The 25291-nt window shown below is 71.9% G+C and carries 31 protein-coding genes; 16 read left to right on the top strand and 15 right to left on the bottom strand.

All coding sequences use genetic code 11. The features are described from left to right. Positions 1-116 precede the first annotated feature (116 nt). Both HD596_RS17645 and HD596_RS64795 read right to left on the bottom strand, forming a co-directional pair. Positions 117-776: a response regulator gene (locus HD596_RS17645; RefSeq protein WP_185070373.1), complete on the bottom strand. Its 660-nt coding sequence runs from the start codon at positions 774-776 to the stop codon at positions 117-119. Continuing rightward, complete coding sequence (locus tag HD596_RS64795) at positions 773-1966, bottom strand: sensor histidine kinase (protein WP_313044404.1); 1194 nt, start codon at positions 1964-1966, stop codon at positions 773-775. Before HD596_RS64795 ends, HD596_RS17645 begins: the two co-directional genes overlap by 4 nt. Positions 1967-2362: 396 nt before the next feature. On the opposite strand from HD596_RS64795, the gene HD596_RS17655 reads away from it, so the two are divergent. Next, on the top strand, positions 2363-2740 hold the full coding sequence (locus tag HD596_RS17655; RefSeq protein WP_185070374.1) for a hypothetical protein: 378 nt from the start codon (positions 2363-2365) through the stop codon (positions 2738-2740). 17 nt (positions 2741-2757) lie between these two features. On the opposite strand, the gene HD596_RS17660 is transcribed toward HD596_RS17655, so the two are convergent. Further along, positions 2758-3216 (bottom strand): MarR family winged helix-turn-helix transcriptional regulator, encoded by a 459-nt coding sequence (locus HD596_RS17660; protein ID WP_185070375.1) that lies wholly within the window; start codon positions 3214-3216, stop codon positions 2758-2760. An 83-nt stretch (positions 3217-3299) separates the two neighbouring features. On the opposite strand from HD596_RS17660, the gene HD596_RS17665 reads away from it, so the two are divergent. From HD596_RS17665 to HD596_RS17675, 3 genes are all read left to right on the top strand, one after another. Next, complete coding sequence (locus tag HD596_RS17665; RefSeq protein ID WP_185070376.1) at positions 3300-3680, top strand: VOC family protein; 381 nt, start codon at positions 3300-3302, stop codon at positions 3678-3680. A 171-nt stretch (positions 3681-3851) separates the two neighbouring features. Next, the gene (locus HD596_RS17670) at positions 3852-4376 is read left to right on the top strand and encodes a sigma-70 family RNA polymerase sigma factor (RefSeq protein WP_350733159.1); all 525 of its coding nucleotides are present in this window, start codon (positions 3852-3854) and stop codon (positions 4374-4376) included. 149 nt (positions 4377-4525) lie between these two features. Further along, positions 4526-5221 (top strand): zf-HC2 domain-containing protein, encoded by a 696-nt coding sequence (locus HD596_RS17675; RefSeq protein ID WP_185070377.1) that lies wholly within the window; start codon positions 4526-4528, stop codon positions 5219-5221. A gap of 2 nt (positions 5222-5223) precedes the next feature. On the opposite strand, the gene HD596_RS17680 is transcribed toward HD596_RS17675, so the two are convergent. From HD596_RS17680 to HD596_RS17705, 6 genes are all read right to left on the bottom strand, one after another. Beyond that, complete coding sequence (locus HD596_RS17680; protein ID WP_185070378.1) at positions 5224-7503, bottom strand: hypothetical protein; 2280 nt, start codon at positions 7501-7503, stop codon at positions 5224-5226. After that, positions 7500-9197, bottom strand: coding sequence for an ABC transporter permease subunit (locus HD596_RS17685; protein WP_185070379.1), 1698 nt, complete (start codon positions 9195-9197; stop codon positions 7500-7502). The genes HD596_RS17680 and HD596_RS17685 overlap by 4 nt, the downstream gene beginning before the upstream one ends. Further along, complete coding sequence (locus tag HD596_RS17690) at positions 9194-10414, bottom strand: hypothetical protein (protein WP_185070380.1); 1221 nt, start codon at positions 10412-10414, stop codon at positions 9194-9196. Before HD596_RS17690 ends, HD596_RS17685 begins: the two co-directional genes overlap by 4 nt. Beyond that, positions 10398-10964: an ATP-binding cassette domain-containing protein gene (locus HD596_RS17695; RefSeq protein ID WP_185070381.1), complete on the bottom strand. Its 567-nt coding sequence runs from the start codon at positions 10962-10964 to the stop codon at positions 10398-10400. The genes HD596_RS17690 and HD596_RS17695 overlap by 17 nt, the downstream gene beginning before the upstream one ends. Positions 10965-11119: 155 nt before the next feature. Beyond that, positions 11120-11491 (bottom strand): VOC family protein, encoded by a 372-nt coding sequence (locus tag HD596_RS17700; RefSeq protein ID WP_185070382.1) that lies wholly within the window; start codon positions 11489-11491, stop codon positions 11120-11122. Further along, a complete protein-coding gene (locus HD596_RS17705; RefSeq protein WP_313044410.1) occupies positions 11488-12087 on the bottom strand; it encodes a dienelactone hydrolase family protein in 600 nt (199 codons plus the stop codon). The genes HD596_RS17700 and HD596_RS17705 overlap by 4 nt, the downstream gene beginning before the upstream one ends. A gap of 109 nt (positions 12088-12196) precedes the next feature. Between HD596_RS17705 and HD596_RS17710 the strand changes: the two genes are divergently transcribed. Beyond that, positions 12197-12865: a 2'-5' RNA ligase family protein gene (locus HD596_RS17710; RefSeq protein WP_221519379.1), complete on the top strand. Its 669-nt coding sequence runs from the start codon at positions 12197-12199 to the stop codon at positions 12863-12865. Positions 12866-12919: 54 nt separating this feature from the next. Here the strand turns inward: HD596_RS17710 and HD596_RS17715 are convergent, their stop codons facing one another. Both HD596_RS17715 and HD596_RS17720 read right to left on the bottom strand, forming a co-directional pair. Next, positions 12920-13111: a hypothetical protein gene (locus HD596_RS17715; RefSeq protein ID WP_185070385.1), complete on the bottom strand. Its 192-nt coding sequence runs from the start codon at positions 13109-13111 to the stop codon at positions 12920-12922. Between the two features lie 247 nt (positions 13112-13358). Further along, positions 13359-14051 carry a response regulator transcription factor gene (locus HD596_RS17720; protein WP_185070386.1) on the bottom strand — a complete coding sequence of 231 codons (693 nt, stop codon included), beginning with the start codon at positions 14049-14051 and terminating at the stop codon, positions 13359-13361. Between the two features lie 176 nt (positions 14052-14227). On the opposite strand from HD596_RS17720, the gene HD596_RS17725 reads away from it, so the two are divergent. From HD596_RS17725 to HD596_RS17770, 10 genes are all read left to right on the top strand, one after another. Beyond that, positions 14228-14479, top strand: coding sequence for a MoaD/ThiS family protein (locus HD596_RS17725; protein ID WP_185078536.1), 252 nt, complete (start codon positions 14228-14230; stop codon positions 14477-14479). A 72-nt stretch (positions 14480-14551) separates the two neighbouring features. Continuing rightward, the gene (locus tag HD596_RS17730) at positions 14552-15217 is read left to right on the top strand and encodes an LmeA family phospholipid-binding protein (protein ID WP_185070387.1); all 666 of its coding nucleotides are present in this window, start codon (positions 14552-14554) and stop codon (positions 15215-15217) included. A gap of 37 nt (positions 15218-15254) precedes the next feature. Then, a complete protein-coding gene (locus HD596_RS17735; RefSeq protein ID WP_185070388.1) occupies positions 15255-15767 on the top strand; it encodes a sigma-70 family RNA polymerase sigma factor in 513 nt (170 codons plus the stop codon). Then, complete coding sequence (locus HD596_RS17740; protein WP_185070389.1) at positions 15764-16624, top strand: anti-sigma factor family protein; 861 nt, start codon at positions 15764-15766, stop codon at positions 16622-16624. The genes HD596_RS17735 and HD596_RS17740 overlap by 4 nt, the downstream gene beginning before the upstream one ends. Positions 16625-16652: 28 nt before the next feature. Beyond that, positions 16653-17102 carry a thioredoxin family protein gene (locus tag HD596_RS17745; RefSeq protein ID WP_185070390.1) on the top strand — a complete coding sequence of 150 codons (450 nt, stop codon included), beginning with the start codon at positions 16653-16655 and terminating at the stop codon, positions 17100-17102. Between the two features lie 171 nt (positions 17103-17273). Further along, a complete protein-coding gene (locus tag HD596_RS17750; RefSeq protein ID WP_185070391.1) occupies positions 17274-17687 on the top strand; it encodes a DUF4395 domain-containing protein in 414 nt (137 codons plus the stop codon). Continuing rightward, a complete protein-coding gene (locus HD596_RS17755) occupies positions 17684-18523 on the top strand; it encodes a sulfurtransferase (RefSeq protein WP_185070392.1) in 840 nt (279 codons plus the stop codon). The genes HD596_RS17750 and HD596_RS17755 overlap by 4 nt, the downstream gene beginning before the upstream one ends. After that, entirely contained in the window at positions 18523-18825 is a 303-nt protein-coding gene (locus HD596_RS17760; RefSeq protein WP_185070393.1) for a DUF1416 domain-containing protein, read from the top strand. Before HD596_RS17755 ends, HD596_RS17760 begins: the two co-directional genes overlap by 1 nt. 85 nt (positions 18826-18910) lie before the next feature. Next, entirely contained in the window at positions 18911-19471 is a 561-nt protein-coding gene (locus tag HD596_RS17765; RefSeq protein WP_313044415.1) for an RNA polymerase sigma factor, read from the top strand. Then, positions 19468-20205, top strand: a complete 738-nt coding sequence (locus tag HD596_RS17770) for a methylated-DNA--[protein]-cysteine S-methyltransferase (protein WP_185070394.1) — start codon at positions 19468-19470, stop codon at positions 20203-20205. Before HD596_RS17765 ends, HD596_RS17770 begins: the two co-directional genes overlap by 4 nt. On the opposite strand, the gene HD596_RS17775 is transcribed toward HD596_RS17770, so the two are convergent. Continuing rightward, the gene (locus tag HD596_RS17775) at positions 20202-20711 is read right to left on the bottom strand and encodes a helix-turn-helix domain-containing protein (protein ID WP_313044416.1); all 510 of its coding nucleotides are present in this window, start codon (positions 20709-20711) and stop codon (positions 20202-20204) included. The two genes, HD596_RS17770 and HD596_RS17775, sit on opposite strands and share 4 nt — an antisense overlap. Positions 20712-20965: 254 nt before the next feature. Between HD596_RS17775 and HD596_RS17780 the strand changes: the two genes are divergently transcribed. After that, positions 20966-22213, top strand: a complete 1248-nt coding sequence (locus HD596_RS17780) for a hypothetical protein (protein ID WP_185070396.1) — start codon at positions 20966-20968, stop codon at positions 22211-22213. A gap of 15 nt (positions 22214-22228) precedes the next feature. Here the strand turns inward: HD596_RS17780 and HD596_RS17785 are convergent, their stop codons facing one another. The 3 genes from HD596_RS17785 to HD596_RS17795 all read right to left on the bottom strand — a co-directional run bounded on the left by HD596_RS17785 (position 22229) and on the right by HD596_RS17795 (position 25126). Further along, the gene (locus HD596_RS17785; RefSeq protein ID WP_185070397.1) at positions 22229-23086 is read right to left on the bottom strand and encodes a hypothetical protein; all 858 of its coding nucleotides are present in this window, start codon (positions 23084-23086) and stop codon (positions 22229-22231) included. A gap of 778 nt (positions 23087-23864) precedes the next feature. Next, positions 23865-24509, bottom strand: a complete 645-nt coding sequence (locus HD596_RS17790; RefSeq protein ID WP_185070398.1) for a hypothetical protein — start codon at positions 24507-24509, stop codon at positions 23865-23867. Beyond that, the gene (locus HD596_RS17795) at positions 24506-25126 is read right to left on the bottom strand and encodes a hypothetical protein (protein ID WP_185070399.1); all 621 of its coding nucleotides are present in this window, start codon (positions 25124-25126) and stop codon (positions 24506-24508) included. Before HD596_RS17795 ends, HD596_RS17790 begins: the two co-directional genes overlap by 4 nt. Positions 25127-25291: the final 165 nt, after the last annotated feature.

Below are 25291 nucleotides of genomic sequence, written 5' to 3' on the forward strand. Positions count from 1 at the left end.
GCTCCGGAAACGTCGCCCAGCGCGACCCCGCCGTACTCCGGCGGGGGTCCTTCGGGGGTGGATGGGGGGCGGGGTGACTGCGTCGCGCCGTACTCCGGCCGGGGAGCCGTGGTGGCTCAGTCGACCAGGCGGCGCTCCCAGGCCCAGGCGACGATCTCGACCCGGTTGCGCAGGCCCAGCTTGGTCATGATGCCGGACACGTGGCCTTTGACCGTGCTCAGCGAGATGAAGAGCTCGGCGGCGATCTCCTGGTTGGTGCGGCCCCTGGCGACGGCCCGGACGACCTCCAGCTCCCGGCCCGACAGCGGCTGCGCGGGCGCGCGGCCGGCCGGGGCGGCGGTGGCCGTGAGGTGGCGCAGCAGCCGGAGGGTGAGCGAGGGGGAGATCAGCGCGTCCCCGGCCTTCGCCGCCCGGACCGCCTCGACGAGCAGGTCGGGGCCGACGTCCTTCAGCACGAAGCCGATCGCCCCGCCGTGCAGGGCGCCGTGGACGTACTCGTCGAGGTCGAAGGTGGTGACGACGACCACCCGCAGCGGGTCGGCGACCTCCGGCCCCGCGAGGGCCCGCGTGACCTCGATGCCGTCGAGGCCGGGCATCTGGATGTCCACGAGGCACACGTCGGGGCGCAGCCGGCGGGCCAGGGCGACCGCCTCGGCGCCGTCGGCGGCCTCGGCGACGACGCTGATGTCGGGCTGGTCCTCCAGGATGAGGCGCAGGCAGTCACGGATCATCGGCTGGTCGTCGGCCAGCATGACGGTGATGTCCGCGGCGCTCATGGGTGTTCCCGCGCCGGGACGGGGAGGGTGGCCACCACGGACCAGCCGGCGCCGGGGCGCGGGCCCGCGCGCAGCGTCCCGCCCAGGGCCTCGACGCGTTCCCGCATCCCGACCAGGCCGTATCCGCCATGTCCGCCGCGTCGAAGCCGGCGGGCGGGGGCGGGAGGGGCGTCGTCCGCGACCTCGACGGTGACCGAGCCGCGGGCTCGCGTGACGGTGACGGTGACCGAGCGAGCCTGCGGGGCGTGGCGGGAGACGTTCGTCAGCGACTCCTGCACGATCCGGTAGACGGTGGTGGCCACCTCGGGCGGCCAGAGCGAGGTGTCCTCGTCCTTGGGGAGCCGCAGCCGTACGGCCGGTCCGTGGTCGCCGAAGCGCCTGACCAGCTCGTCGAGGCCGTCGAGGGCGGGCAGGCCCCGGGCCGGGTCGCGGAGCAGGCCGACGACGCGGCGGGTGGCGGCCAGGGCGTCGGAGCCGGCCGCCTCGATGTCGGCCAGCGAGGTCGCCAGCCGGTCCGGCTGCTTGTGGGCGAGCAGCCGCGCGGTCTGCGCCTGGAGCACGACGCACGTGACGTGGTGGGCGACGACGTCGTGCAGCTCCCTGGCCAGTTCCATGCGCTCGCTGCGGCGTACGCGCTCCTCGACGGCCCGGCGGCGGGCGGCCAGCAGCCGCGGCGACAGCCCGGCCGCGACGGCGCCCGCCCAGCCCACGGCGTTCATCGCCCCCACGGCCGGCTGGGAGGCGGCGGCGAAGGCCCCCGCCACCACCACGAGCCCGCCACCGGCGACGGCGCAGGCCGGGCGGGGCGGAAGCACCCGGACTGCGGACGCGACGAGCACGGACAGCCCCAGGGTCACGCCGGGACCGGGCTCGGCGGGCAGGTGGGCGACCCGGGCGACCACGATGGCGGCCGCCGCGACGCCCAGCCCCGCGACCGCCGTCCACAACCGGCTCCGCCGCCGCGCGAGCGCGAGCGCGCAGGCCGCCGCCCCGGCGGCGCACCCGAAGACCCAGTACGCGCCACCCCAGCTCGCGTTGATCCGGTAGCAGTAGAAGGCGAGCACCGCCGCGGCCACTGCGCCGATCACTGGGCCGATCACTGCGCCGATCACTGGGCCGATCACTGGGCCGATCACTGGGCCGATCACCACGTCGGCCGCGACCCCGGCCCGCCACTCCCGCACCCGCACACGGCCAGGCTAGGAGCCGCCGCCCGCCCGCCGCACCGGCCGAAAGTACGGTCATGCGGCCGCGCGCCCAACAAGTAGGAGTCACCGATCGCGATGGGACTTCACCGGCGATGGGCCAGCCAGCAGACTGTCCCTGCGGCCATCGCCATCTCCCGCGAAACGTGAAGCGTGGCTCTTTCGCGGGAGCGTTCACGCGATGGCCGTCACCATTGCGCCCGGGGTCGAATCTGCACGTCCCAGGAGGACAACACCCCTGCCGGCGCAGAAAAATCCGTACCCGCTTCGACGATCGAACGCTCCTGATCATGAACGGCTTGCCATCATGTGCTCACACACAGCAAGGGCCCCGGCCATCTGGGCCGGGATCCCTTCCGACCGCAGCGAAGGTAGGTGTGCGTGAACGTAGAGGCGGAGATCCTCGACCTGAAGGTCCGGGTGGAGGCTCTCGAAACGACCCTGCGCTCCAACGTCGGCCCCCGGTACGACGACCTGGTCCCCGCCCAGACCGGCCCCTACCGGTTCGAGCTGCCGGCCCTCATCGCGCAGGTGTCGATCGGCGTGACGGAGATCAGAGCCGAGATCGCGGACGTCCGCACCGAGCTGAGCCAGGACCTCCAGGCCCTGCTCGTGGAGGTCGCCGGGCTCCGCGTGCAGACGAACGAGCACTTCAACGTCATTCAGTCGGACCTGCTCGGGCAGATCGACTCGCTGCGCTGCGACATGATCGAGCTCGGGCTCCGGATCGACCGGCTGACGGAGCCGGACGGAGTCTGAGACCGGGGCGCGGGGGTTCAGGCGCCGAGGTCGTCGGCCAGCCGGTGCAGGTAGGCCGCGAACTGCCGCCGGTCGCGCTCGTCCCAGGAGGCGGTCAGCTCCTCGAAGGCCCGGCGCTGCCACTGCCTCGCCCCGGCCAGCAGCGCGTGCCCGCTCTCCGTGAGCCGCAGGCAGGCGCGGCGCCGGTCGCGCTCGGAGGTGTCGCGGGCGAGGTAGCCCGCCTCCACGGCGTCCTTGACCATGCGGCTGGCGCCCGAGTGATCGAGGCCGAGCTGGTGCGCCACGGTGCCGACCGTGGGCGGCTCGGGCGCCTGTCCGCCGGCGCGCGCGTTCGTGTGCACGGCCTCCACGACCTGGATGTGCTGCACGTGCCGCAGCTCCCCGGTCACCTCTTCCGACACCCGCCCGGCCCACCGGCGGGACCAGAAGCGCACCAGGTGGAACAGCGCCGGTCCGCCGTCGGCCTCCTCGCTCATGCCCTCACCCTACGACGGTTGCATGCGAAACGCACGTATGATTATGTGCGTTTCGCATACATCTGCTCCGGAAGGACGCCGTCATGGCCATCGTCATGAACCACCTGATCGTCCCCGCCGCCGACCGCGAGGAGGCGGCGGCGTTCTTCGCCGGCCTGCTCGGGCTTCGGGTCGGCCCGCCCGCCGGGCCGTTCGCGCCCGTCAGCGTCAACGACGACCTCACGCTCGACTTCGACGACCGCCGCGCGCCCCAGCCCGGCCACTACGCCTTCCTGGTCGACGACGACACCTTCGACGCGCTCATGGAGCGGCTCGAGGGGGACCCGGCGATCGAGTACGGCTCCGGCCCGATGAACGGCTGGGACCGCGAGATCAACCATCTGGGAGGCGGCCGCGGCGTGTACGTGCGCGACCCCAACGGCCACAGTTACGAGCTGTTCACCGCCGAGCCCGAGGATCACTGAGCGGCCGGTCTGCGGGGCCGCCGCAGGTAGGCAAAAGCATGATTTAGCCGGTAAATCCAGCGAAGCGGTGAGAAGGGCAAACTGCCAGCATCTGGCCCCCTCCGGTGGCTAGAGTGATGATTCCAATATCGGCGGGATATTCCCTGGTATCCGCAGCGCGAGGAGTCGCGGGTGAATCACCGCGTGACCGACGAGGCCATGGTCCGAGCCCTGTACCGCGAATACGGCGCCCCCCTGATGGCCTTCGCCGTCCGGCTGACGGGGGGCGATCGGCGCTGGGCCGAGGACGTCGTGCAGGAGACCCTGGTACGCGCCTGGCGCAACCTCCCCGACCTGCGTACCGACTCCGGCTCCCTGATGCCCTGGCTGGCGACCGTCGCCCGCCGCGTGGTCATCGACAACCGGCGCCGCTCCGGCTCGCGCCCGCTCGACACCGTCGAGGACGTCCCGGAACGCCTCAACTCGGTGGCCGCGGAGGACGAGCAGCTGTTACGCGAGATCGTCGTGACCGACGCGATGATGTCGCTCTCGCCGGCCCACCGGCAGGTGCTCACGGAGACGTTCCTCCTGGACCGCACGGTCCAGGAGGCGGCGGAGATCATCGGGGTGCCCGTGGGCACCGTGAAGTCCCGCGTGTACTACGCCATGCGCGCGTTACGCGTGGCTCTGGAGGAAAGGGGGGTGACGCTGCCATGACGTGGGAGGCGCGTCACGAGGAGAGCCACACCGAAAGGGGGGTGACGTTGCCATGACGTGGGAGGCGCGTCACTACGGAAGCCACCGCGAAAGGGGGGTGACGCGCTCATGATGGAGATGCGTCACGAGGAAAGGGGGGTGACGCTCTCATGACCGAGGTGCGTCACGAAGACGTGGCCGCGTACGCGCTCGGCCTGCTCCGCGGGGAGGAGAAGGCCGATTTCGAGCGCCACCTGAGGGGCTGCCCGAGCTGCGCGGAGGAGGCCGGGGCGTTCGCCGCGATGGGGGAGCTGATCAAGACCGTCCACCCGGACGACCTCCTGCCCAGCCCGCCCGACCCCGAGGTCGAGTCACTCCTGGTCCGCCGCGCCGCCACCGAACGGCGCCGCCGGGGCCTGTACCGCACGTTCATGTCCGCCGCCGCCTGCGTGCTCGTCGCGGCCGGCGTCTTCCTCGCCGTCAGCTCGGTCACCAGCGGCCCGAACCCCGACAGCATCCACAGCCCGGCCCGCGCGCTCCTCATGACCGGCCACACCTACTCCGCCACCGACAAGGGCACCGGCGTGTCCGCTCTCGTCGGGCTGGAGGACAAGGGCTGGGGCACCCACGTCGCGCTGGAGCTCAAGGGCGTCAAGGGCCCGCTGCAGTGCCGTCTCATGGCGGTGGGCAACGACGGCCGCTCCGAGGTGGTGGCGAGCTGGGGCGTGCCCGACAAGGGGTACGGCGTGCCCGGGGCCCCTGACCCCCTGCTGCTGCACGGCGGCACCAGCCTCCCGGAGTCCGAGCTGAACCACTTCACGGTCGAGACCTTCGACGGCAGGACCCTGGCCACCATCCAGGTGTGAGCTCACAGCTCCGACAGGCGCTCGCGCAGCTCGCGGACCTGCCGCGGCTCCGCGATCCCGTCCCAGGGGGAGAGGGCCGCCAGCCCCGCAGCGCGGTGCTCGGCGGCGCTCCCGGCCCGCAGCCGGGCCAGGTGGAGGTGGGCCAGCGCCGTGCTCACCCCCGCCGGGGGCAGCCGCGGCTCGGCCTCCTCCAGCAGCGCGACGACCTCCTCGGGAGGGTGGCCGGGCTTGTCCAGCAGCACCCCGGCCCGCTGCACGAGGCAGCGGGCCCGCCCGATCTCGTCCGCGGTCTTCGCGTAGAGCCGCTCGGCCTCTTCCAGGTTGTCCGCCGCGTCGAAACCCCGGCCCAGGTAGTGCTGCGCGAGCGCGAGCAGTTCCCGCGCGTGCGCCGCCGCGCCGTCGTCGCCGGCCTCCGCGGCCAGGCGGAGCGACTCGAACAGCACGTTGCGGGCGTCGGTGTACAGGTGTTGCGCCTCGGAGTCGCGCCCGTCGCCGTCGAGCGTCTGCCCCTTGCGCAGGAGCAGCGCGGCCACGTTGATCAGCCGGAGCGAGTGCCCCGCCAGGTCGCCGCCGGACAGCGCCTGACCGTAGCGCACGAGCGCCGACTCGACGGCGGTGAACTCGTCGCCGGCGGCCAGGAGGATGGCCGCGTGCTCCAGGTGCAGCTCGGCGGGCCACGACTCCACCTTGACGCGCAGCTTGGCCGCCCGGTTGAAGTGCTGGCGCGCCGCCGCCGGGTCGCCCCAGGTGAGCAGGATCGCGCACTGGCGCAGCTCGGCCGTGGCCTGCACCTGCTCGTCGCGGAGCGCTCTGGCCGCCTCGGCCAGCGCCGCCGCGGCCCGGAGCCGGTCCTCGTGCCGCTGTTCGAGCCGGAACCAGGTCTCCAGCCCGTCGGCGATGCGCGCCAGCGCCCGGGCGGTCTTGGGCGCGGGGGTCCCGTGCGCCAGGACCTGCAGCAGCGCCCTGTCCTCGATCGCGAACCAGGCGCGGGCCTCCTTGCCGGGTAACAGGCGGGCGAACGAGTCGGCCTCGTCGGCGAAGTGCTCGACCAGCCGCCGCCAGGCCGCGGCGTCCTTCGGCGAGGGCGGCGGTCCGGGGGTGCCGCTGGGGAACGCGCCGGTCACCCTGACGCGCGTCATCCGTACGTTCTCCACCAGGCCCAGGTCGGCCAGCTCCCCGATCGCGTCGGCGGCGGAGGGCACGCCGAGCAGCGCGGCGGCCGCCCGGTGGTCCACCTCGACGATCGGCAGGCCCGCCAGCAGGACGAACAGCTGCTTGGCCGTCGGCCTGAGCTGCCTGACGCTGAGGTTGAGCACGAAGTCGAGGGTCTTGACGACGGACAGGTTACGCAGGTCGTCGACCAGGGACTGGAGCGCGACGCCGGGGTTGCGGGCCAGCCACCGGCCGATCCTGACGAGCTCCAGCGGGCTGCCCAGGCAGGCGTCCACCAGCAGCGCGAGCGCCTTCGGGTCGCGGTCGACGCGCTCGTCGCCGATGTGGCGGGCCAGCAGCGCCTGCCCGGCCGCGGGCGCGAGCGGGCCGAGCTGGATCGGCTCGAGGTGCTGCGGCAGCTCGTCGGTGAACGTGCCCGCCACCACGATGTGCGCGCCCGGCACCCGGGGCGGGAGCCAGGCGATCTGGCTCCAGGTGCTGACGTTGTCCAGCAGGAGCACCCGGTCCGTGCCGGTGAGCGCGTCGATCACCTGCGCGGTGGCGTCCTCCGGCTCCTGGATCGCGCCGGGCGGCCGGTCGAGGGTGCGCAGGACCCGCTGGGCCACGCTCAGCGGCGTCTCCGCGTGGTCCCTGTCGGGGCCGCGCAGGTCGGCGTAGCGCTGCTTGCGGGCGTCCGCGGTCAGGTCCCACGTGGCCAGGATCGCCACCGAGGACGTGCCCATGCCCATCGCGCCCTGCACGACGACGATCCCGCTCTCCTTCGCGCGCTCCTTGACCTGCTGGACCTCGGCGTCCCTGCCGACGAGCCCGTCGATCCTGTCGGGGAAGGGCAGGCGCTGGAAGATCGGCTGGGGTGGGGGCTTGCGGCGGCTGCGTACGAGATGGGTGGCCCAGCCGGCCACGACCGGCAGGGAGACGATCAGGATGACGAGCAGCCAGACGGGCAGCCACTCCGTCACCCGCTCGATCAGCTTCTCCTGCAGCAGCAGGACCGTGCCGCCCACGGTCAGCAGCCCGCCGAGCCCCAGCTCGGGCAGGTGCGCCCCGGCCTGCCGGGAGAGCTGGGACAGGCGGAAGCGCAGCCGGTCCTTTCGCGAGATATCCGTCATCGGCGCACCCCTCGCGTCAGCCCCCGGTACAGCCAGCGCCCGGTGACGACCACCAGCAGCACGGGCACCGCGGTCGCGATCACCGACTGCGCCGCCAGCGGCCCGGCCGCGCTCATGAAGTGGCGGGCCTGCTCCAGCAGGATCAGCGGCAGGTGGTCGCCCGACGGCCAGTTGAGCAGCAGCCCGACGACCGTGTCGTTCCAGACCAGGACGAAGGCCAGGACGGCGGCCAGCACCAGGGCCGGGCGGGCCTCGCGTACGACGTGGAACAGCTCCCAGCGGTCCCGCGCCAGCATGGGAGCCGGCACGCGGACGAACGCGTTGTAGAGCACCAGCACCGCCAGCGGGATCACCAGCGCCGCGTGCACGATGGCCAGCGCCGGAGCGGTGCCGACGACCGGGCTGAGCCAGCGCTGCAGCGGCACCGCGAACGCCTGCGGCGGCAGCACGGCCAGGGCCACGGCGACCAGCAGCACCGGCCGCCAGGCCCGGCGCGGCAGCAGGTGCTCGTGCGCCAGCACGTACGCGGCCGGCACGGCGGCCAGCAGCACCAGGCACACCACCACGACGGCCCGCAGGAACGTGGTGCCGAGCGCGCCCGCGAACCCGCCGTCGGCCAGCGCCTCCGCGTACGAGCCGAGCGTCCAGGGACCGCCGCCCCACCACCCTGACAGCGCCGCCGCGACCGGGTCGCGCAGCGAGGTCAGCACGAGCACCACGAACGGCAGCACCCAGAGCACCGACGCGGCCGCGCACAGCAGCCAGATCCGCCAACCCTTCCTGGGCGGCGGCGGGACCACCGGTTCGGCCCAGGTCACCCGCCCGCGCAGCCCGAACAGGGCGGGCACCGCCATCACGGCCACGAGGGCCGACAGCCCCACGGAGAGCGCGGAGGCCCGCGTGTCGCCCAGGTCGCCGTGGTGGCGCCACCAGAACAGCCCGCCGCCCTCGATCTCGGCCTGCATCGACCCGGGCGCGCCCATCAGCACGACGTCGAACACGCGGGCCGCCGCCGCCAGCGCGAACAGGTACGCCAGCGCCGCCGGCCCGGCGAGCGCCGGGACCACGACGGACCAGAGCCTGCGCCGCCGCCCGACGCCGAACGCCCTGGCCATCCGCAGCAGGTTGGTGGGCAGCCGCGCCAGCGCCTCGTGGAAGACGAGGAACGCGACCCCGGCCCACTGCCAGACCAGCGCCAGCCCGAACACCACCCAGATCCACACGGGCCCGAGGAAGGCCACCTCCGTGCCGAACAGGGCGTTGACCAGGCCGCGGCGCGGATTGGTGTCGAACATCAGCCGGAAGATCGCGCCCGTGGTGAGCGGCGACACCGCGGCCGGCAGCACCAGCAGGAAGCGCAGCACGCCGCCGAGCACCGGGCCCGCGTTCCTGGCCAGCCAGGCCAGGCCGAGCCCGACGGCGCACACGACCACGGCCAGCACCAGCCACATGAACGAGTTGCCGAGCGACTGGAGCACCCGGCCGTCGAGCAGCACGTCGTACGCGCCGGGCCCGTCGGAGAGGCTGAACGCCACCGTCGCGCAGAGCGGGACCAGGATGACGCCCGCCGACAGCAGGACCGCCAGGAGGAGGTAGAGCGAGGCGCGCAGGCGGCCGATCCCGTGCCCGACCAGCGGGATCCTGGCGTCGTGGTGCGTGGCGGCCTCGAACAGGAACGCGTTGCGCCGGCTCACAGCGCCCCCTCCTTGCTGCCCGCCACCAGCTTGTCGCGGGCGGCTGCCGCGGCCGTGGCGGGATCGACCGCGTTGACGGCGACGGCGGTGAACAGCTCCGTGAGCACCCGCCACAGGCCGCGCCCGTCGCCGCCCTCCAGGCCGCCGATGAGCCGGTCGGACAGGTCGTAGTGGGCGTTCACGGCGGCGTTCAGCTCCTGGGCGGGGCCGCGCAGCAGCTCGGGGGAGGGCTGGGTGAACGGCGTCAGGAAGCCGCCGTCGGCGATCCACGCGGTCAGCGCGTCGTGCTCGCCGCTCGCCCGCGGCCTGGTCAGCCAGTTGACGAACTCGATCGCGTGCGCCGGCCCGTCCCGCATCGCCACCGCCACGTCGCCGCCGACGACCAGCGGGGGCGGATTGCTCCCGTAGGCCGGGAAGCGGAAGTGCGCCGCGACCCCCTTGCCGCCGTAGTGCTCGATGACCGGCAGGGCGAAGTCCGGGGCGGCCACCACGCTCGCGGTGCGGTAGGCGAAGACGTCGAAGATCGAGTCGTGGAACTGCATGGTGAGCGCCCGCCGGGCCTGCTCGGGGGTGAACGCGCCGCGCCAGATCGTGCCGAGCAGCTCCAGCGCGTCCGCGACCTGCGGCGCGCTCCACCAGTCGGGATTGCCCGGCAGCCCGGGCGGGAAGAGGCCGCCGTAGGCCTCGGGGGCGAAGGCGAGCAGCACGTTCTCGAACCAGTCGCTGAGCACCCACCCGTCGGCCGCCCCGATCGCCAGGCTGCCCGGGGTGGGCCGCCAGGAGGTCAGGTCGGCGGGCGGCGTGTACTCCCCGGCCCGGTGCCAGACGAGCGACTTGTGGGCGAGCTTGAACCAGGCGCCCAGCTCCTCGTGGCTCCCCGGCGGCGTCACGAGCCCGCGCCAGAACTCCCGCTGCCGGTGGCCGCCCGTCCACGGCCGGATGCGCGGCCGGATCATCGGATCGAAGAGCAGGCCCAGCCTCGGGATCACGGCCACGTCCGGGAGGACCTCCGCCGCGGGGCCGCGCAGCACGGCGGCGATGTTGTCGCCCGCCGAGAAGACGTGGACCGGGCGCCCGTACTCCTTGACCACGCCGAGGAAGCGCCGCAGCTCGTCGCCGCTCCACACCACCGCCACCTGCAGCGGCCGCTCGCGGGCGCAGCCGGCGAGGGCCGCCGCGGGGAGCGCGGCCAGTAACGCTCTACGGGTGAGGGGCATCGACGACCTTCCGGAAGCGCGAGGGGGAGGCCAGGCTGGCCACCCTGGTCCGGTCGTCGGTGACGACCAGCACGGCCAGGTCGGGGTCGGTGGCCAGCGCCGCGCTCACGGCCGCGTGGCAGGGATCGCAGCCCGTGCGGTCCTCGACCACCATCACCTTGACCGCCGTCCGCCGGCACAGGGCCCGCGCCAGCGCCACGTGCAGCCGCTCGTCGTGGGCCAGCTCGTGCGGCCTGGACCGCAGGAAGCCGTGGATGTCCGTCTTGTTGACCATGTACGCGACCACGCCGCGGAAGGGCGGGGACGCGTGGTCGTCGCGGGCGGTCAGGAAGAGGTTCTGCTCGACGGTCAGGTGCGGCAGCAGGCCGGCCCCGGCCGGGATCAGCCCGATCCCGCGCTCGGCCGGCAGCCACCTGGTGACCTCGTCGCCGTCGAGGCGGATCTCGCCGTTCTCGGGCATCTCCAGGCCGATCAGGATGTCGGTGAACGCGTCGGCCTCGGCGCAGTCGGCCGCCACCACCACGGCGGTGTGCCCTGAGTCGACGGTCAAGGGGTCGGGCCCGAGCCAACGGCGCCTTTCACGCGTCCGCCAAACGAGGCCGGACAGCTCAAGAAGCGGCGAGTCCTCGACCACCATTCGACGTTTTCACAAAGAGTGGATCACGGCAACGTGATTGACCGCCTCCGCTACGTGCCGATCTGGCGCTATCCGCTCACCCAGAGGCAGAACGGGTGCCCGGCCGGGTCGAAATGCACGCGTACGTCGTCCTGTGGCTGGAACTCGGCCACGGTCGCGCCCAGCTCGACGGCGCGGGCGCTGCTCGCGTCGAGATCGTCGACCTCGATGTCCAGGTGCATCGTGATCCGCTGCTCGCCGGGCGAGGCGGGCCAGACCGGCCGGACGAAGCCGGGGGCGCTCTGGAAGGCCAGCCCGGGCCCGCCTTCCGGCGGGACGAGCAGCACCCACTCGGGCTCGTCCTCCTTGACCCGCCAGCCGAGCAACTCGCGGTAGAAGGCGGACAACGCCTGGGCGTCGGGCGCCTCCAGGCAGACGGCCGACCACTTGAACACGCTCATGCGCGACCCCTGAAATGAGTGGTGAACCAGTTTCTGGCATGCTCGGCCACGGTCTCCAGCGCGCCGGGCTCCTCGAACAGGTGGGTGGCCCCGGGCACGACGGTGATGCGGCTCTCCGCGCGCAGGCGCTCCTGGGCCTCCTCGTTCAGCTTCACCACGATCGGATCGCGGCCGCCCACGATGAGCAGCGTGGGCGCGCGTACCGCCGCGAGCCGAGGCCCCGCCAGGTCGGGCCGCCCGCCGCGCGAGACGATCGCGGAGACCGGGTTGTCCGGCTCGGCCGCCGCCCACAGCGCCGCCGCCGCGCCGGTGCTGGCCCCGAAGTAGCCGATGGGCAGCCCCGCCGCGTCCTGCTGCTCGCGCAGCCATCGCGTACGTTCCAGCAGCCGCTCGGCCAGGAGGGCGATGTCGAAGACGTTCGCCCTGTCGGCCTCCTCCTCGGGCGTGAGCAGGTCGAACAGCAGCGTGCCAAGCCCCGCCTTGTTGAGCGCCCCGGCCACGTAGCGGTTGCGCGGGCTGAGCCGGCTGCTGCCGCTGCCGTGCGCGAACACCACCACTCCATGAGCGGCGTCAGGGACGACCAGATCGCCGGACACGTGCCCCACCTTTCTCCCGTCCATCTGCCACTGCCCGCGCAGGCCCTGCTCTATCCGTGGCGGGTCGTTTCCGCCGCGACAGCCTGGCGTGATCAGGCATACTGCACGGATGTCCGATTTCGTCGACTTCCGGATCAAGGGGCGGGCGGCTCTGCTGGCGGGCCGGGCGACCCACGACAGCCCCATGGTGGAGGGCGCGCGGCGGTGGGGAGCGGCGGCCGTGCTCCGCCCCTCGGGCGAGGTGCTGGACCGGCTGGCGGCCCTCGCCGGGACCATCGAGGCGCCGGGGCACTGGGTGCACGGCAGGCGGACCCTGCACGTCACGCTCAGGTCCCTGGAGCCCTACCGCGACCGGATCCCGGCCGGCGACCCGCTCCGCGCGGTCTACCGGGACGCCCTGGCCGAGGCGGCGAAGGACGTACGGCCCGCGCGGGTGCGGCTGGCGGGCGTGAGCCCCCATCCCGGCGGCGTCCTGGTCTGCGGGCATCCCCAGGACGACACGCTGGCCAGGTTGTGGGAGCGGTTCGCCCGCGCGATGGCCTCGCGCGGGGTGCGGGACCTGGAGCACGGACGCGTACGCGACCGCTGGTACGTCAGCCTCGTCCACTTCGCCGGCCCGCTCGCCGACCCCCGCCGGATCGTCGACTGGTGCGACGCCCACGCCGACGTCGACCTCGGCCTGGCCGAGCTGGACACGGCGGAGATCGTGCGGTTCGTGCTCGCGGACGCGAGCATCCACGTCAAGGCGCTGGAAGAGGCCCCGCTGGGCCGGGCGTGACGGCGGGGCGCCACCCGGCCCCGTTCCGAGGGTGGCGCCCCGCCGCCGTCCGGGTCAGCCCGGCACCACCGCAGCTCCTCGGCCGGCTCCCTGCGCGCCTTGAGGGTCCTGGTGACGAGGTACGCGCTGCGTGAGCCGGCGCTGCACCACGTCGGGGGAGCTGCCCACGAGGTCGGCCGGCGTCTCCATGGACAGCGGCGGCGCGGACTCCGAGGCCGGCGCGTAACGCTCGTCCAGGTGCAGCACCGCACCTCGGCCAGCGCGTCCACCTTGGCGCGCTCGGCCGGGTTCCAGAAGGCGAGCTCGCCGACGAGGTCGCCGGCGTCGCGCTCGCCCGTGGGGGTGTACTCGCGGGCGTAGCCGTGGTCGATGAGGTAAACCTGGTTGGCGCGCCGCAACGGCGCGCACATGGTCGCGTTACGCCGGAAAACGCGGGGCCTGGCGCCCTCGTCCACCAACGACCGGAACAGACCTACCCCGCCTGCGTCAACGATCAGACGGCGGCGGTGTCCTGCCGGTCGGGGACGAAGCGGTAGCCGACGTTGCGGACCGTTCCGATGAGGGACTCGTACTCGGTGCCGAGCTTGGCGCGCAGGCGCCGCACGTGGACGTCGACCGTCCGGGTGCCGCCGAAGTAGTCGTAACCCCAGACCTCCTGCAGCAGCTGGGCGCGGGTGAAGACCCGGCCCGGGTGCTGGGCGAGGTATTTCAGCAGCTCGAACTCCTTGAACGTGAGGTCGAGCACCCGGCCGCGCAGCCGCGCGGTGTAGGTGGCCTCGTCGATCGACAGGTCGCCGCTGCGGATCTCGTCGGGCACTTCCTCCGTCGCCGCCTGCGAGATGCGGCCCGTGGCCATGCGCAGGCGCGCCTCCACCTCTGCCGGGCCCGCGCTGTCGAGCAGCACGTCGTCCACACCCCACTCGGCCGTCATCGCGGCGAGCCCGCCCTCGGTGACGATCACCAGCAGCGGGCAGTCGATGCCGGTCGTGCGGATCAACCGGCACAGGCTCTTGGCCTGCACCAGCTCCTTCCGCGCGTCGACGAGGACCGCGTCGGCCGGAGGCGTGTCGATCAGTGCGGACGCCTCCGCGGGCGAGACCCGGACCGAGTGGAGCAGCAGGCCCAGCGCCGGAAGCACCTCGGCGGACGGCTCGAGGGCGTTGGTCAGCAGGAGCAGGTTGCTCATTACGGCCTCCTCAAACACGCAAGGACCCGGGGGCTACGTCGCCCAGGTCCCGTAGGCGAGGATATCCCACGAGGAAGTCACGTCCATTGCGCGTCCACCAGATGAACAGCGCGTCTCTCGAAACAACCTTGTTAAGGGCGACGCACAATAGACCGGAAAGTGATTGTGAGGTGCCCATGGCCACGGGAAAGGTACGTTATTGGGCTGCGGCGAAGGAGGCGGCCGGAGTGGCGGAGGAGCCGTTCGAGGCGGTCACTCTTGGTGAACTCATGACGAAAATCACACAGAATCATGAAGATCTGGCCCGCGTGGTGAGGCGTTCCTCGTTCCTCGTGGACGGCACCCCGGTCGGCAAACGCCCTCATGACGAGGTCGTTCTCGCCGACGGGGCGACCGTGGAGGTGCTGCCGCCGTTCGCGGGCGGGTGATGGGGGCTTCCATGGGGGAATGAGTGAGCCCAGTCGATAGGCTCTTGACCCCCGCCACAGACAGGGAGCCCCATGCGGAAGCTGATCATTTTCCTGATCGTGCTGGTCATTCTCCTTGTCGCCGTCGACCGGGTCGCCGTGGCGGGCGTGGAGCGCGATCTCTCCAACCGGATCGCGGCCGCGTCCGACCTCTCCGGCAAGCCGACCGTGACAATTGAGGGCATCCCTTTTCTCACCCAGGCCATCTCGGGTCACTATCCGGAGGTACGGTTCGATCTCGGCACGTTCACCTACGGTGGCGTGCCGATCAAGAACCTGCGGGGCGCCGCCTATGACGTGACGGCTCCCCTGGCGGACGTCCTGCAGAACAGAGCCAACATCAACGCTGGACGCGTGGCCATCAGCGGCACCCTGACCAGGGCGACGATCGACAAGTACGCCCCCCAAGGAGTCAAGATCGGCGGCAACGGCGACCGGCTCACGGCGTCGGGCGAGGTGACGGTCGGGGTGCAGAAGGTGAAGTTCAACGCCGAGATGCGGGTCGAGCTGGTCGACGGCGGCATCAAGCTCCAGGCCGAGAAGATCGAGGGCGTGCCCGACCAGCTCGCCTCGCTCGTCTCCTACACCATCAAGTTCAAGGGGAAGCTGCCCTTCGACGTGAAGGTGACCGGGGTCAAGAGCGTGCCCGAAGGATTGGAGATCTCGGCCGAAGCGTCTGACGTGCCGATCCGTGGATGAGGCTGAACCGGTCCGGCCGGACGTACGTGATGAGGGTGTGAGTACAGCCGGCACCGCGGATGAGGAACTCGTGAGGACCCTCTTCGACGAGCATGCCGGGCCACTCTACGGCTACGTCCTGCGGCTGACCGGTGATTCCGGGCGGGCGGAGGATGTCGTGCAGGAGACCCTGTTGCGGGCCTGGCGACATCCCGACGCCCTCTCGGGGCGGCCGGTGCGCGCGTGGCTGTTCACGGTGGCCCGCAACCTCGTTGTCGATCAGCATCGGGCCAAGAAGGCCAGACCGCAGGAGACCGGGGACGAGGCGCTGGCCGTCCTGCCGGCGGACGACGACCTGGAGCGCGCCGTCGAGTCGTGGGCGGTGGCCGAGGCGCTGGCCGCGCTCAGGCAGGAGCACCGTGAGGTGCTGCTGGAGGTCTACTATCGGGGGCGATCGGTGAAGGAGGCGTCGGCGACGCTGGGCATACCGCCGGGCACGGTCAAATCGCGCACCTACTACGCGTTGCGGGCGCTCAAACTGGCCCTCGAGGAGCGGGGGTTGGCGCCATGATGACGTGCGAGGAGGTAAGGCTCGCCCTGGGCGCGCACGCGCTGGGCGCGCTCGATCCCGACGAGGCGCTGGAGATCGACAACCACCTGGCGACCTGCGAGGAGTGCGGCCGCGAGCTGCTCGACCTCGAAGGCGTGGCGTCGTTTCTTGGCAAGGTGTCCGAACGCGACGTGGAGCTGGTGGCGAGCCCGCCGCGGCAGGTGCTGGACCGGCTGCTGAACGCCAGCGCCAAACGGAACAGGCGCGGCCGGCTGCTGCTGGTGGCGGCCGCCTCCGTCGCGCTGCTGGGGCTGGGCGGCACGATCGTGTCGGTCGTGAACAGCCGCGCGCACCAGCAGGAGACCTCCGCCGCCTCCGCCCCCGTGTCCACGGAGGCACCGGAGATCATGTCCACGGCGGGGCCGGGGAGCGCGCAGGACTCGGCGGCCCCCCAGGGCGACCAGTCGCTGAGCCGGCTGGCCGAGCCGTCGGCGACGCCCACCAAGCAGGCCAAACGGCCCAGCAGGGCCCCTGCCGCGTCACCGTCCGCGTCACCGTTCAAGATGGCCGAGGGCCAGAAGTTCTCCGGCGTGAACAGGGACGAGAAGTACTCCGCCACCGTGTCGGCCTACCCCGGAGACAGCGGCACGGAGCTGTACGTGAGCGTGCGGGGCGTGCCCGTCGACACGACCTGCAGCCTCCTCGTCGTGGCCGGCGGGCGGCACGAGCTGACGGAGAGCTGGACGGTCAGCCGCGAGGCGTACCTGGACAAGGCCGAGTTCAAGCGGTCGACGACCCTGCCCATGTCCGAGATCACCGCGTTCTACGTGGTCGACCAGAAGGAGAAGGTGCTGATCAGGGTCCCGGTGCGGAAGTAAACGCGGGCGCGCGTGGTTGCATCGGGAGATGACTGGTTGGTGGGTGGCGCTGGCGACTCTGGCGCTCGGTTCTGTGATCGGGGTGGTTCGCCTGCGCCGCGACGGACGGGTGCGTGACACGGGTGGCGACCGGCTGTCCGAGGCCGACCTCGGCGCCGGTCTGGGGGAGCGGGCGACGCTGGTGCAGTTCTCCACCGCGTTCTGCCAGCCGTGCCGGGCGACCAGGAGGATCCTGGCCGACGTCAGCGGGATCGTGCCGGGGGTGACCCATGTCGAGATCGACGCCGAGTCCCGGCTGGACCTCGTACGGCGGCTGGACATCATGCGCACGCCGACGGTCCTCGTGCTCGACACCAGCGGAAGGATCGTGAAAAGGGCCGCCGGCCTGCCCCGCAAGGCGGACGTCCTGGCGGCCCTCGCCGCGGCCGTGTCGCCGCCGCCGTCTCACGAATCGTCTCACCAACCGGACGAGATGTGACAGATGACGAGACGCCGAGTAGTGTCGTCGGCATGAACCCAACGACAGAGCTGCTGACGAAGCGGCGCGCGGTTGATTTCTGCCGCGTGACCACCGCGCTCTGTCGCGCTGCCTGAGGACGATCCCGCGGACATCCGGTCCGCCCCGTCGACCCTTCAGGAGCATCCCGCGATGCGTGCCGATCCTAGAGCGCTGCGCTTCGGCGCGGCCATCACCACCCTGGTCCTCGCCCTCGTCCTGGTGACGGGGAGTGCCTGGCTGCTCGCTGTCCAGGCGATGGTCTTCGCACTCGGAGTCGTGTCGCGCTCGCCGTACACGATGCTCTTCAAGGCGCTCGTCAAGAGCGCCCCGAAGGAGACCGAGGACGCCCGCCCGCCGAAGTTCGCGCAGGCGGTGGGGCTGGTCTTCGCGATCGCGGGCCTGGTCGGATATCTCACCGGGATCACGCCGCTGGCTCTCGTCGCCACGGCTGCGGCTCTCCTCGCCGCTTTCCTCAACGCAGCCTTCGGATTCTGCCTTGGCTGCGAGATGTACCTGCTCATTCGCCGTCTACTGCCCGCCGCCAACATGGAGGTTTCCAAATGAGCCGCTCCGCCGCCCTGGTGGACGCCGACTGGGTCGAGGCCAACCTCGACACCCCCGGAGTCGTCCTCGTCGAGGTCGACGAAGACGTCAGCGCCTACGACAAAGGCCACATCCGTGGCGCCGTGAAGGTCGACTGGCGGCAGGACCTGCAGGACCCGGTGCGCCGCGACTTCGTGGACAAGACCGGTTTCGAGGCCCTGCTGTCCGACCGTGGCATCTCCAACGATGACACCGTCGTGCTCTACGGCGGCAACAACAACTGGTTCGCCGCCTACGCGTACTGGTACTTCAAGCTCTACGGCCACTCCAACGTCAAGCTGCTCGACGGCGGGCGCAAGAAGTGGGAGCTCGACTCCCGCGAGCTGGTCAAGGACGTGCCGGAGCGGCCCAAGACGCAGTACGTGGCGCAGGAGCAGGACACCAGGATCCGCGCCTTCCGCGACGACGTGGTCGCCGCCATCAGCAAGCTCAACCTGGTCGACGTGCGCTCGCCCGACGAGTTCACCGGCAAGCTGCTCGCTCCCGCGCACCTCCCGCAGGAGCAGGCGCAGCGCGCCGGCCACGTGCCCACCGCCCGCAACATCCCGTGGTCCAAGGCCGCCAACGACGACGGCACGTTCAAGTCCGACGACGACCTGCGCACGCTCTACGCCGAGGCCGGGGTCGACTTCGGCAAGGACACCATCGCCTACTGCCGCATCGGCGAGCGTTCGGCGCACACCTGGTTCGTGCTGCACGAGCTGCTCGAGCAGGACAACGTGAAGAACTACGACGGTTCGTGGACCGAGTACGGCTCGCTCGTGGGCGTGCCGATCGAGCTGGGGGAGGCCCGCTGATGACTGCTGCACAGGGTTGCGGAGCGCCGGAGCAGACGATCACTCTGCCCGCCGGGATCGACCTGTCCACCCAGGCCGTGATCCAGGGCGTGGTGACCGGCGCCGGCACGGCGTACGCGCGTCTGCTCGACCACTCCGGCGAGTTCACCGGCGAAGTCGTGGTGTCCGACGAGGGCGTCTTCCGCTTCTTCGCCGCCCCCGGCGACTGGACCGTCCGCATCATCGCGGGCGGCGGCGTCACCAGGGACATCAAGGTCGAGGCGAAGCTGGGCGAGGTCTCCTCGCTCGCGGTCGCCGTCTGAGCCTGCAAAGGTAAAGACCCGCGTCCGGTCCGGACGCGGGTCTTTTCGCTGCAACGGATCCGCATGCCGCGGTGTTGTACCCAGCGTGAGAGAAACCGACTGCCCCGACCCGGTGCGCAAGGCGCTGCTCGACGACCTCGACGAGGGGTTCGCCGAGCTGTACGGTGCCTACCGCGGCCTGGTCTTCTCGACCGCGCTGCGGCTGAGCGGTCGCTGGGCCGACGCCGAGGATCTCACCGCGGAGACGTTTCTGCGCGCGTACCGGGCGCTGGCCGGATACGAGCGCGCCCGCATCGCCACGCTCCAGCCGAGGGCCTGGCTGATGACGATCCTGATGAACATCTGGCGCAACTGCGCCCGGACCAGGTCCCGCAAACCGCCACCGGAGCTGCAGGACCAGCCGATCGAGGAAGCCGATCCCGCTCAGGACGTCGAGGAGGCCGCGGTGCGCCGCGAGACCGGCGACGAGCTGGCCGGGCTGCTCGGCCTGCTGCCCGAGGAACAGCGGGTCGCGGTGGTGCTCAGGCACGTCGTCGACCTGCCGGTCAGCGAGATCGCCACCGTGCTCAGGATCCCCCAGGGCACGGTCAAGTCGCACGTGTCGCGGGGTCTGCGGCGGCTGCGCGCACTGGGAGGTGCCCGATGACCCACGATCCACTGCTGGCCGGGCTGGCGGCGCTGGCCACCGACGCGCCCGAGGGACTGCTCGACCGGATCGCGGCCCGCTGGGTGGGCGTCCCGAGCCCGATCGGGGAGCTGCGGGTCGCGTTCACCGACCAGGGCGTGGCCTACGTGCATCCGGGCGACGGGTTCGCCGAGGCGTTCAGGGGGCGCTTCGCCCGCCCGCTGCTGCCCGCCGAACGCCCGCCCGCCGGGCTGCTGCCCGCGCTGCGCACGGGGCGCCTGGGCCGGCTCCGGCTGGACCTGCGCGGGATGAGCGACTTCCAGCGCGACGTGCTGGAGACGGTCCGTACGATCCCGCGCGGCGAGGTCAGGCCGTACTCGTGGATCGCGGAGCGGATCGGCCGGCCCAGGGCGGTGCGCGCGGTGGGCACGGCGCTCGGCCGCAACCCCGTGCCGCTGCTGATCCCGTGCCACCGCGTCACCCGGTCGGACGGCGTCCCGGGGGACTACGTGTTCGGCTCGGCGGCCAAGGAACGGCTGCTGCTGGCCGAGGGCGCCGACCTGGAGCGGGTGCGGGAGCTGGCGGGTGACCGGGTGTTCTACCTGGCCAGCGACACCACGGGCGTGGTGTGCTTCCCGACCTGCCACAACGCCCGGCGCATCACGCCGCGGCACCGGCACGGCTTCCGCACCATCGCCCAGGCCAGGGCCGCCGGCTACCGGCCGTGCCGCACGTGCCGGCCCGCCAGTGCCTAGGGGTTGATCGGGTAGCGCATGAGGAGCGTGGCGCGTACGACGTCGGGGCCGTGCGCGCGGTAGCCGTGCGGGACGTCGGAGAGCCACGAGATGTGGTCGCCGGGCCCCGCCGTGAGCGGTTCGAGCATGGGGCCCGCGCTGAGCGTGCCCGTGAAGACCGTGACGTGCTCGCTCACGCCCTCGTGGTGGGCGGGCGAGGTCTGGGTGAGGCCCGGCGGGACGATCACCCGGTAGAGCTCGTACGTGACCCGGTCGTCCTCGAACACCTCCAGCAGCTCCGCCTCCATCGCCCTGCCCCGCATGATCTGCGGCTCGGGCGGCGCGTCGAGCAGCGCCCCGATCGGCACCCCGAGCTGCGCGGTGATCGCCCAGAGCGTCTCCGCCGTCGCGTCGAGCTTGCCGGTCTCCACGTCCGACAGGATCTCCTTGTCGATGCCCGCGCGCTTGGCGAGCTCCGACAGCGACACGCCGCGCTCGTGCCGCAGCCGCCGGAGGCGATCTCCCACGACGTGGGGATCGGCGTCGAGTGCGGGCCGCGGCTCCATAGAGCAATCGCACGCGCCCCGCCTCGGGACCGCCATTTCCCCGCCGATAATTCTTTTGTCACTGCCCAGGGACCACACCCGCACTGGCATGCCGAGCATGGCGCTTTCCGGGGTTGCTGCTGCGACATCTGGGACAGACCGATACGATTCTGCAGATGTCCGGTTCGACAGGTGTGGCGGCACCTCCCCGACCTGGGCCTACGCCGGCTCAGGCAATGCCGTCGCCGTACTCGCTGCCCCTGCACGCCCTACGGCTGGCGGGGAAGTGCGCCCTGCCGTTGATCCTCTGGTACGCCGCCGGTCAGCTGACCCGCTTCGTCCTGCTCTACGGCGCCACCGAGGTCGCCTACGGAGACTTCCGGCAGGTCCGCCTGGTCCTCGTGATGACGCTGCTCACGTTGATCATCCTAGCGGCGATGACGGTCACCGCCGGCATGCTCTACTCCCTGCGCAACGCCCTGTGGGAGATGCGCGCGAAGACCGAGGAGGGCATGCGGGACGAGCGCTTCTTCCGGGTGCTCGACCGCGTGGCCCCGGCCTTCGCCGTGCTCTACCTGGCCTGGGGGTTCCATACGGAGGACGCCAGGGACGTCTACCAGATGGACATCTTCCACCACTTCTACGACCAGACGGAAGCGTCCTTCTTCGGCGAGCAGTCCCAGGTCGGCCGGGGGCTCACGGACCTCGACTGGCGGGTCTCGCTGGGTGCGATGGCCGTCATGTTCGGGCTGAAGCTGCTCTTCGCCAAGCTCCTGGAGAAGAGCGAGGGCAACGGCAAGTTCTACGGCTTCTGCGCGGCCTTCTCGGAGTTCGCCTTCGTCTTCTACGGCCTGAACGCCACTCTCTACATCGGCACCGCGCGTACCGACTGGGTCGAGCACCGCAACGTGGTGGCCGGCGCGGAGGAGCTCTTGGCCGAGGCGCAGAAGAACGTGCCGCTGTGGGAGTCCGTCACCGGCTTCCTCGGCGACGCCTGGCCGTTCTTCCTCGACGCCGTGGCCGTCCCGCTGGCCTGGCTCACCGTGGCGATGCTGGTCTTCGGCTCCTACTCCGACGAGACCCGCGTCCTGGTCAAGGGCACCCGCCTGGAGCGGGGGGTGGACCGGCTGGAGGGCGCCCACGACCTCACCCAGAAGTCGTTCGACCACCTCACCGGCGGGATCAGGGACCGCTGGCTGCCGCTGGCCAACTCCCTGCGGATGGTGGGCAAGGCCGGCCTGCCGCTGTTCGGCATGATGTGCCTGTGCTACGTGGGCCTGCAGGTCGGCGGGCAGTACGCCGAGCGGGGGGTGCGGTGGCTCATCGGCACCGAGCGGGAGTGGGTGTGGCAGTTCCAGGGGCCGCCGCTGAGCTTCCTGCGCGAGACGGTCGTGGCCGTGCTCACGATGGCGCTGCTGGCGGCCGCGTACGACCTCGCGGCCACCAGGGCACGCCTCAGGGGCGAGCCGTTCGACGACGTCTGAGCCGCCTCCGGGCGGTCAGCGCCGCCTGAACCGCAGGACGTCCACGTCGTCCTCGAGCTTGGCCACGGTGTCCCGCTTGAAGAGGTCCGCCGTGGGCGTGTCCGAACGGTAGTTGCTCGGCCTGAAGGACAGCTCGACCTCGTCGGCCACCGCGGTCGGCACCACCGCCGCGGCCAGGATCTTGTACTCCTTGCCGACCTCCAGCCGGTCCGTCGGCCGGTCGGTCTCCGGGGCGACGTTCACGACCCAGCTGCGGCCGGCGCGGTCCTCCAGCTTGGCGTCGCTGAACAGGCCGGTCTTGGTGGCGCTGCCCGCGTCGAGGACCTTCTTGGTGATGTCCACCTTCAGCGCGGCCACCTCGGGGCCGTACTGGAGGTTGTCGGGCATCTCGATGCGGGTGACCGTGGCGCGCCACTCGATGTTCTTCACCCTGGCCGCCTGGCCGGCGGGGACGATGGTCTCCTTGGTCTCCTTGGTGGTGGTCTTCTCGTAGAAGAGGTAGCCGTCGTACGAGCGGGCGCCCACGGTGACCAGCGACACGATGACGGCGGCCGTGGCGATCAGCGCCGTGCGCTTCTTGCGTCCTCCCGGGGCGGCGGCCCGCTCGGACCCGGGCGGGGGGTCCTGCGGGGCGTCGGGCGACGGCTCGGGGCCGGACACCTGGTGGGCCGCGGGCTCCGGATCGGGGCTCTGGCGGCGCGGGAGGGGCGTGCCGGGGCCCTGCTGGGGCGACACCGGCATGGCGGCCGGGACGGCCGGCAGGGGCTGCGTGGAGCCGCCTACGGGCTCGCGGGGGGCCGGGGGCCACACCTGCTGGTCGCCGTGGGCGGCGTGCCGGGCGCGGGGCTGCTGCGGGACGGGGCGCGGCGGCAACCCCGGCCGCTGCGCCGGGCCTTGCGCATGTGCGGGACCTTGCGCGTGTGCCGGGCCCTGGCCGGGTGCCGGGCCGCGCGCAGGTGCCGGGCCTTGCCCATGCGCGGGACCTAGGCCGTGCGCCGGGCCCTGGCCGTGCGAGGGGCCCTCTGAGGGGCCTTGGGGGTGGGCGGGGCCTTGGATGTCCGCCCCAGGACGGGCGTGTGCCGGGCCTTGGACGTCCGCCGCAGGCCGGGCGTGTGCCGGGCCCTGGGCGTCCGCCGCAGGACGGGCGTGTGCGGGACCCTGGGGGTGAGCAGGGCCTTGGGGTTGCTTGGGGCCTTGGGGCGCGCTGGGCCACTCCAGAGCCTCTTGCGGCGGGTTGGGCCGGCCCGTCGCCTCCCGGGGCGCCTCCGGCCAGCCCGTCGCCTCCCGGCGCGCGTCCGGCCAGCCCATCGCCTCCTGCGGCCCGCTCGGCCGTCCCTCCAGCGCGTCATAGCCCGGAGGCGGGGCCCCACGGCTGCCACGGCCGGGCAGGTCGCCCGCGGACGGCACCCGGGGGACCGGCGCCGTCTCCTCGCCGAGCAGATCCTGATCAAGGCGCGGATCACGCTCGGCAGGCAGGCCGTGCCCGGAGTGCCGCCCCTGCCCGGGCGGCTGGGCGCCGCGGGCGGAGTGGGTGCCGAGACCCGGCGGCGGCTCCTGGCTGGGCGGGGGCGGAGCCGGGGCCGGATCGTCCTCACGCCGCGGGTCGTTCCTGGGTGCGAACCAGTCGCGCTCGTTCGTGCTCATCCTGAGATCACTTCTTGTCGGTCGAGTAGACGTCCTGAGGCGAGGCCGCGAGCTTGCGCGCGCCCTCGTCGTCCAGGCCGAGATCCACCTCGACCTCCGGCTGGTACGGCTCCACCAGGATTTCCTTGTTCAGCCCGAACACGACATGCGCCCCCGCCAGCTCGGACGACGGCACCTCGAAGAAGAAGCGCCCGCTCCTCCAGATGTCCGGCTGCACCCACGACATGGCCATCGTGAGGTCGTTGTTGACGCGGTCGGTGGCGTCGAACCGCTTCCCGTCGGCGGTCAGGAGCTGCGGCTGGGCCAGGTGATAAGGCTTGAGGCTGGACTTGGCCGAGACGTTGACGACGAGGAAGAGGTTGTCGGTCCCGATCGTCTGGGTGCCGCTCTGGATCGACTTCGCGGCCAGGAACGAGTCGAGCCGCAGGGAGAACCGCCGGGCGTCCACCACCTCGCCCCTTGCCCCCGTGTACGTGATCGGGTCGTCGATCTCGCCCTCGGCCATGTGCAGGGTCTGCAGCCAGACGGCGCCGCCCAGCAGCACCAGCCCGGCGGCGACGCTGAGTAGCCGGGTGCCGATCCCCTGTCCCCGATCCGCCCTCCTGCTGCGGCGACTCCCCGCGACAGTTGATCTTTGCTGCGTGGCGGTCACGTTGCGTCACCCTTCTTGACCGCAAGAGTCACCCGCGCCTTGATCTCGGGGTAGAACTTCATGGTGTCGAGGTTCTCGTCGGCGACCATCTTCCAGCGCGGGACGTTGGTGCTCCAGTCGGGTGAGAACTCGAACGACGCGACATCCATCGTGATCTTCTCCGGCGGCTGCTCGTTGTCCTTGAGCCGGTAGCGGAGAATGACCTGGCTGGTCACCCCCGGGTGGAGCTGGCGGGTCTCGCCCCCTTTGGCCTGGGCGAACGTGAACGGCCCCGCGTCCTTGGGGAAGGCAGGGGTGATCTTGACCAGGGAGCCGGCGAAGGAGTCGCTCGTGAAGGCCTGCTCCAGCTTCGCCGGCGGCAGGCCGACCTGGTAGGTCTGGTCACCCTTGTTGGTGACCTCGAAGACCAGCTCCACGAACCTCTTGTCCTCGTCCCACTGCGACTCGGCCTTCTCCACGGTCACGCGGGACTCGACGAACTTGGTGGCGTACAGGCCCTGATCGAGCACCGCGCCCGGGCCCAGCGTCTCGGGCTCCTCGGGGGCCTCGCTCAGCCCGCCCAGCAGAGCGGTGATGCCGATGGCGGTGAACGCCACCAGGGCAACGGCGGGCACCACTACCGGGCGTCTGGGCTTTTCACTGCTTGCGCCGGAGGGTTCCGTCATGGGTAAGGATGGTAGTAGGTCTCGCTTGTCCCATCTGCCGCAATACTCCCATCGGACTGGGAGAATTGCCGGGAAACCCTGCCGCTACGGGCCTCGAAGCTCATACGCTGTCACGGA

It is taken from the genome of Nonomuraea jabiensis, from assembly GCF_014204795.1.
Classification (GTDB): domain Bacteria; phylum Actinomycetota; class Actinomycetes; order Streptosporangiales; family Streptosporangiaceae; genus Nonomuraea; species Nonomuraea jabiensis.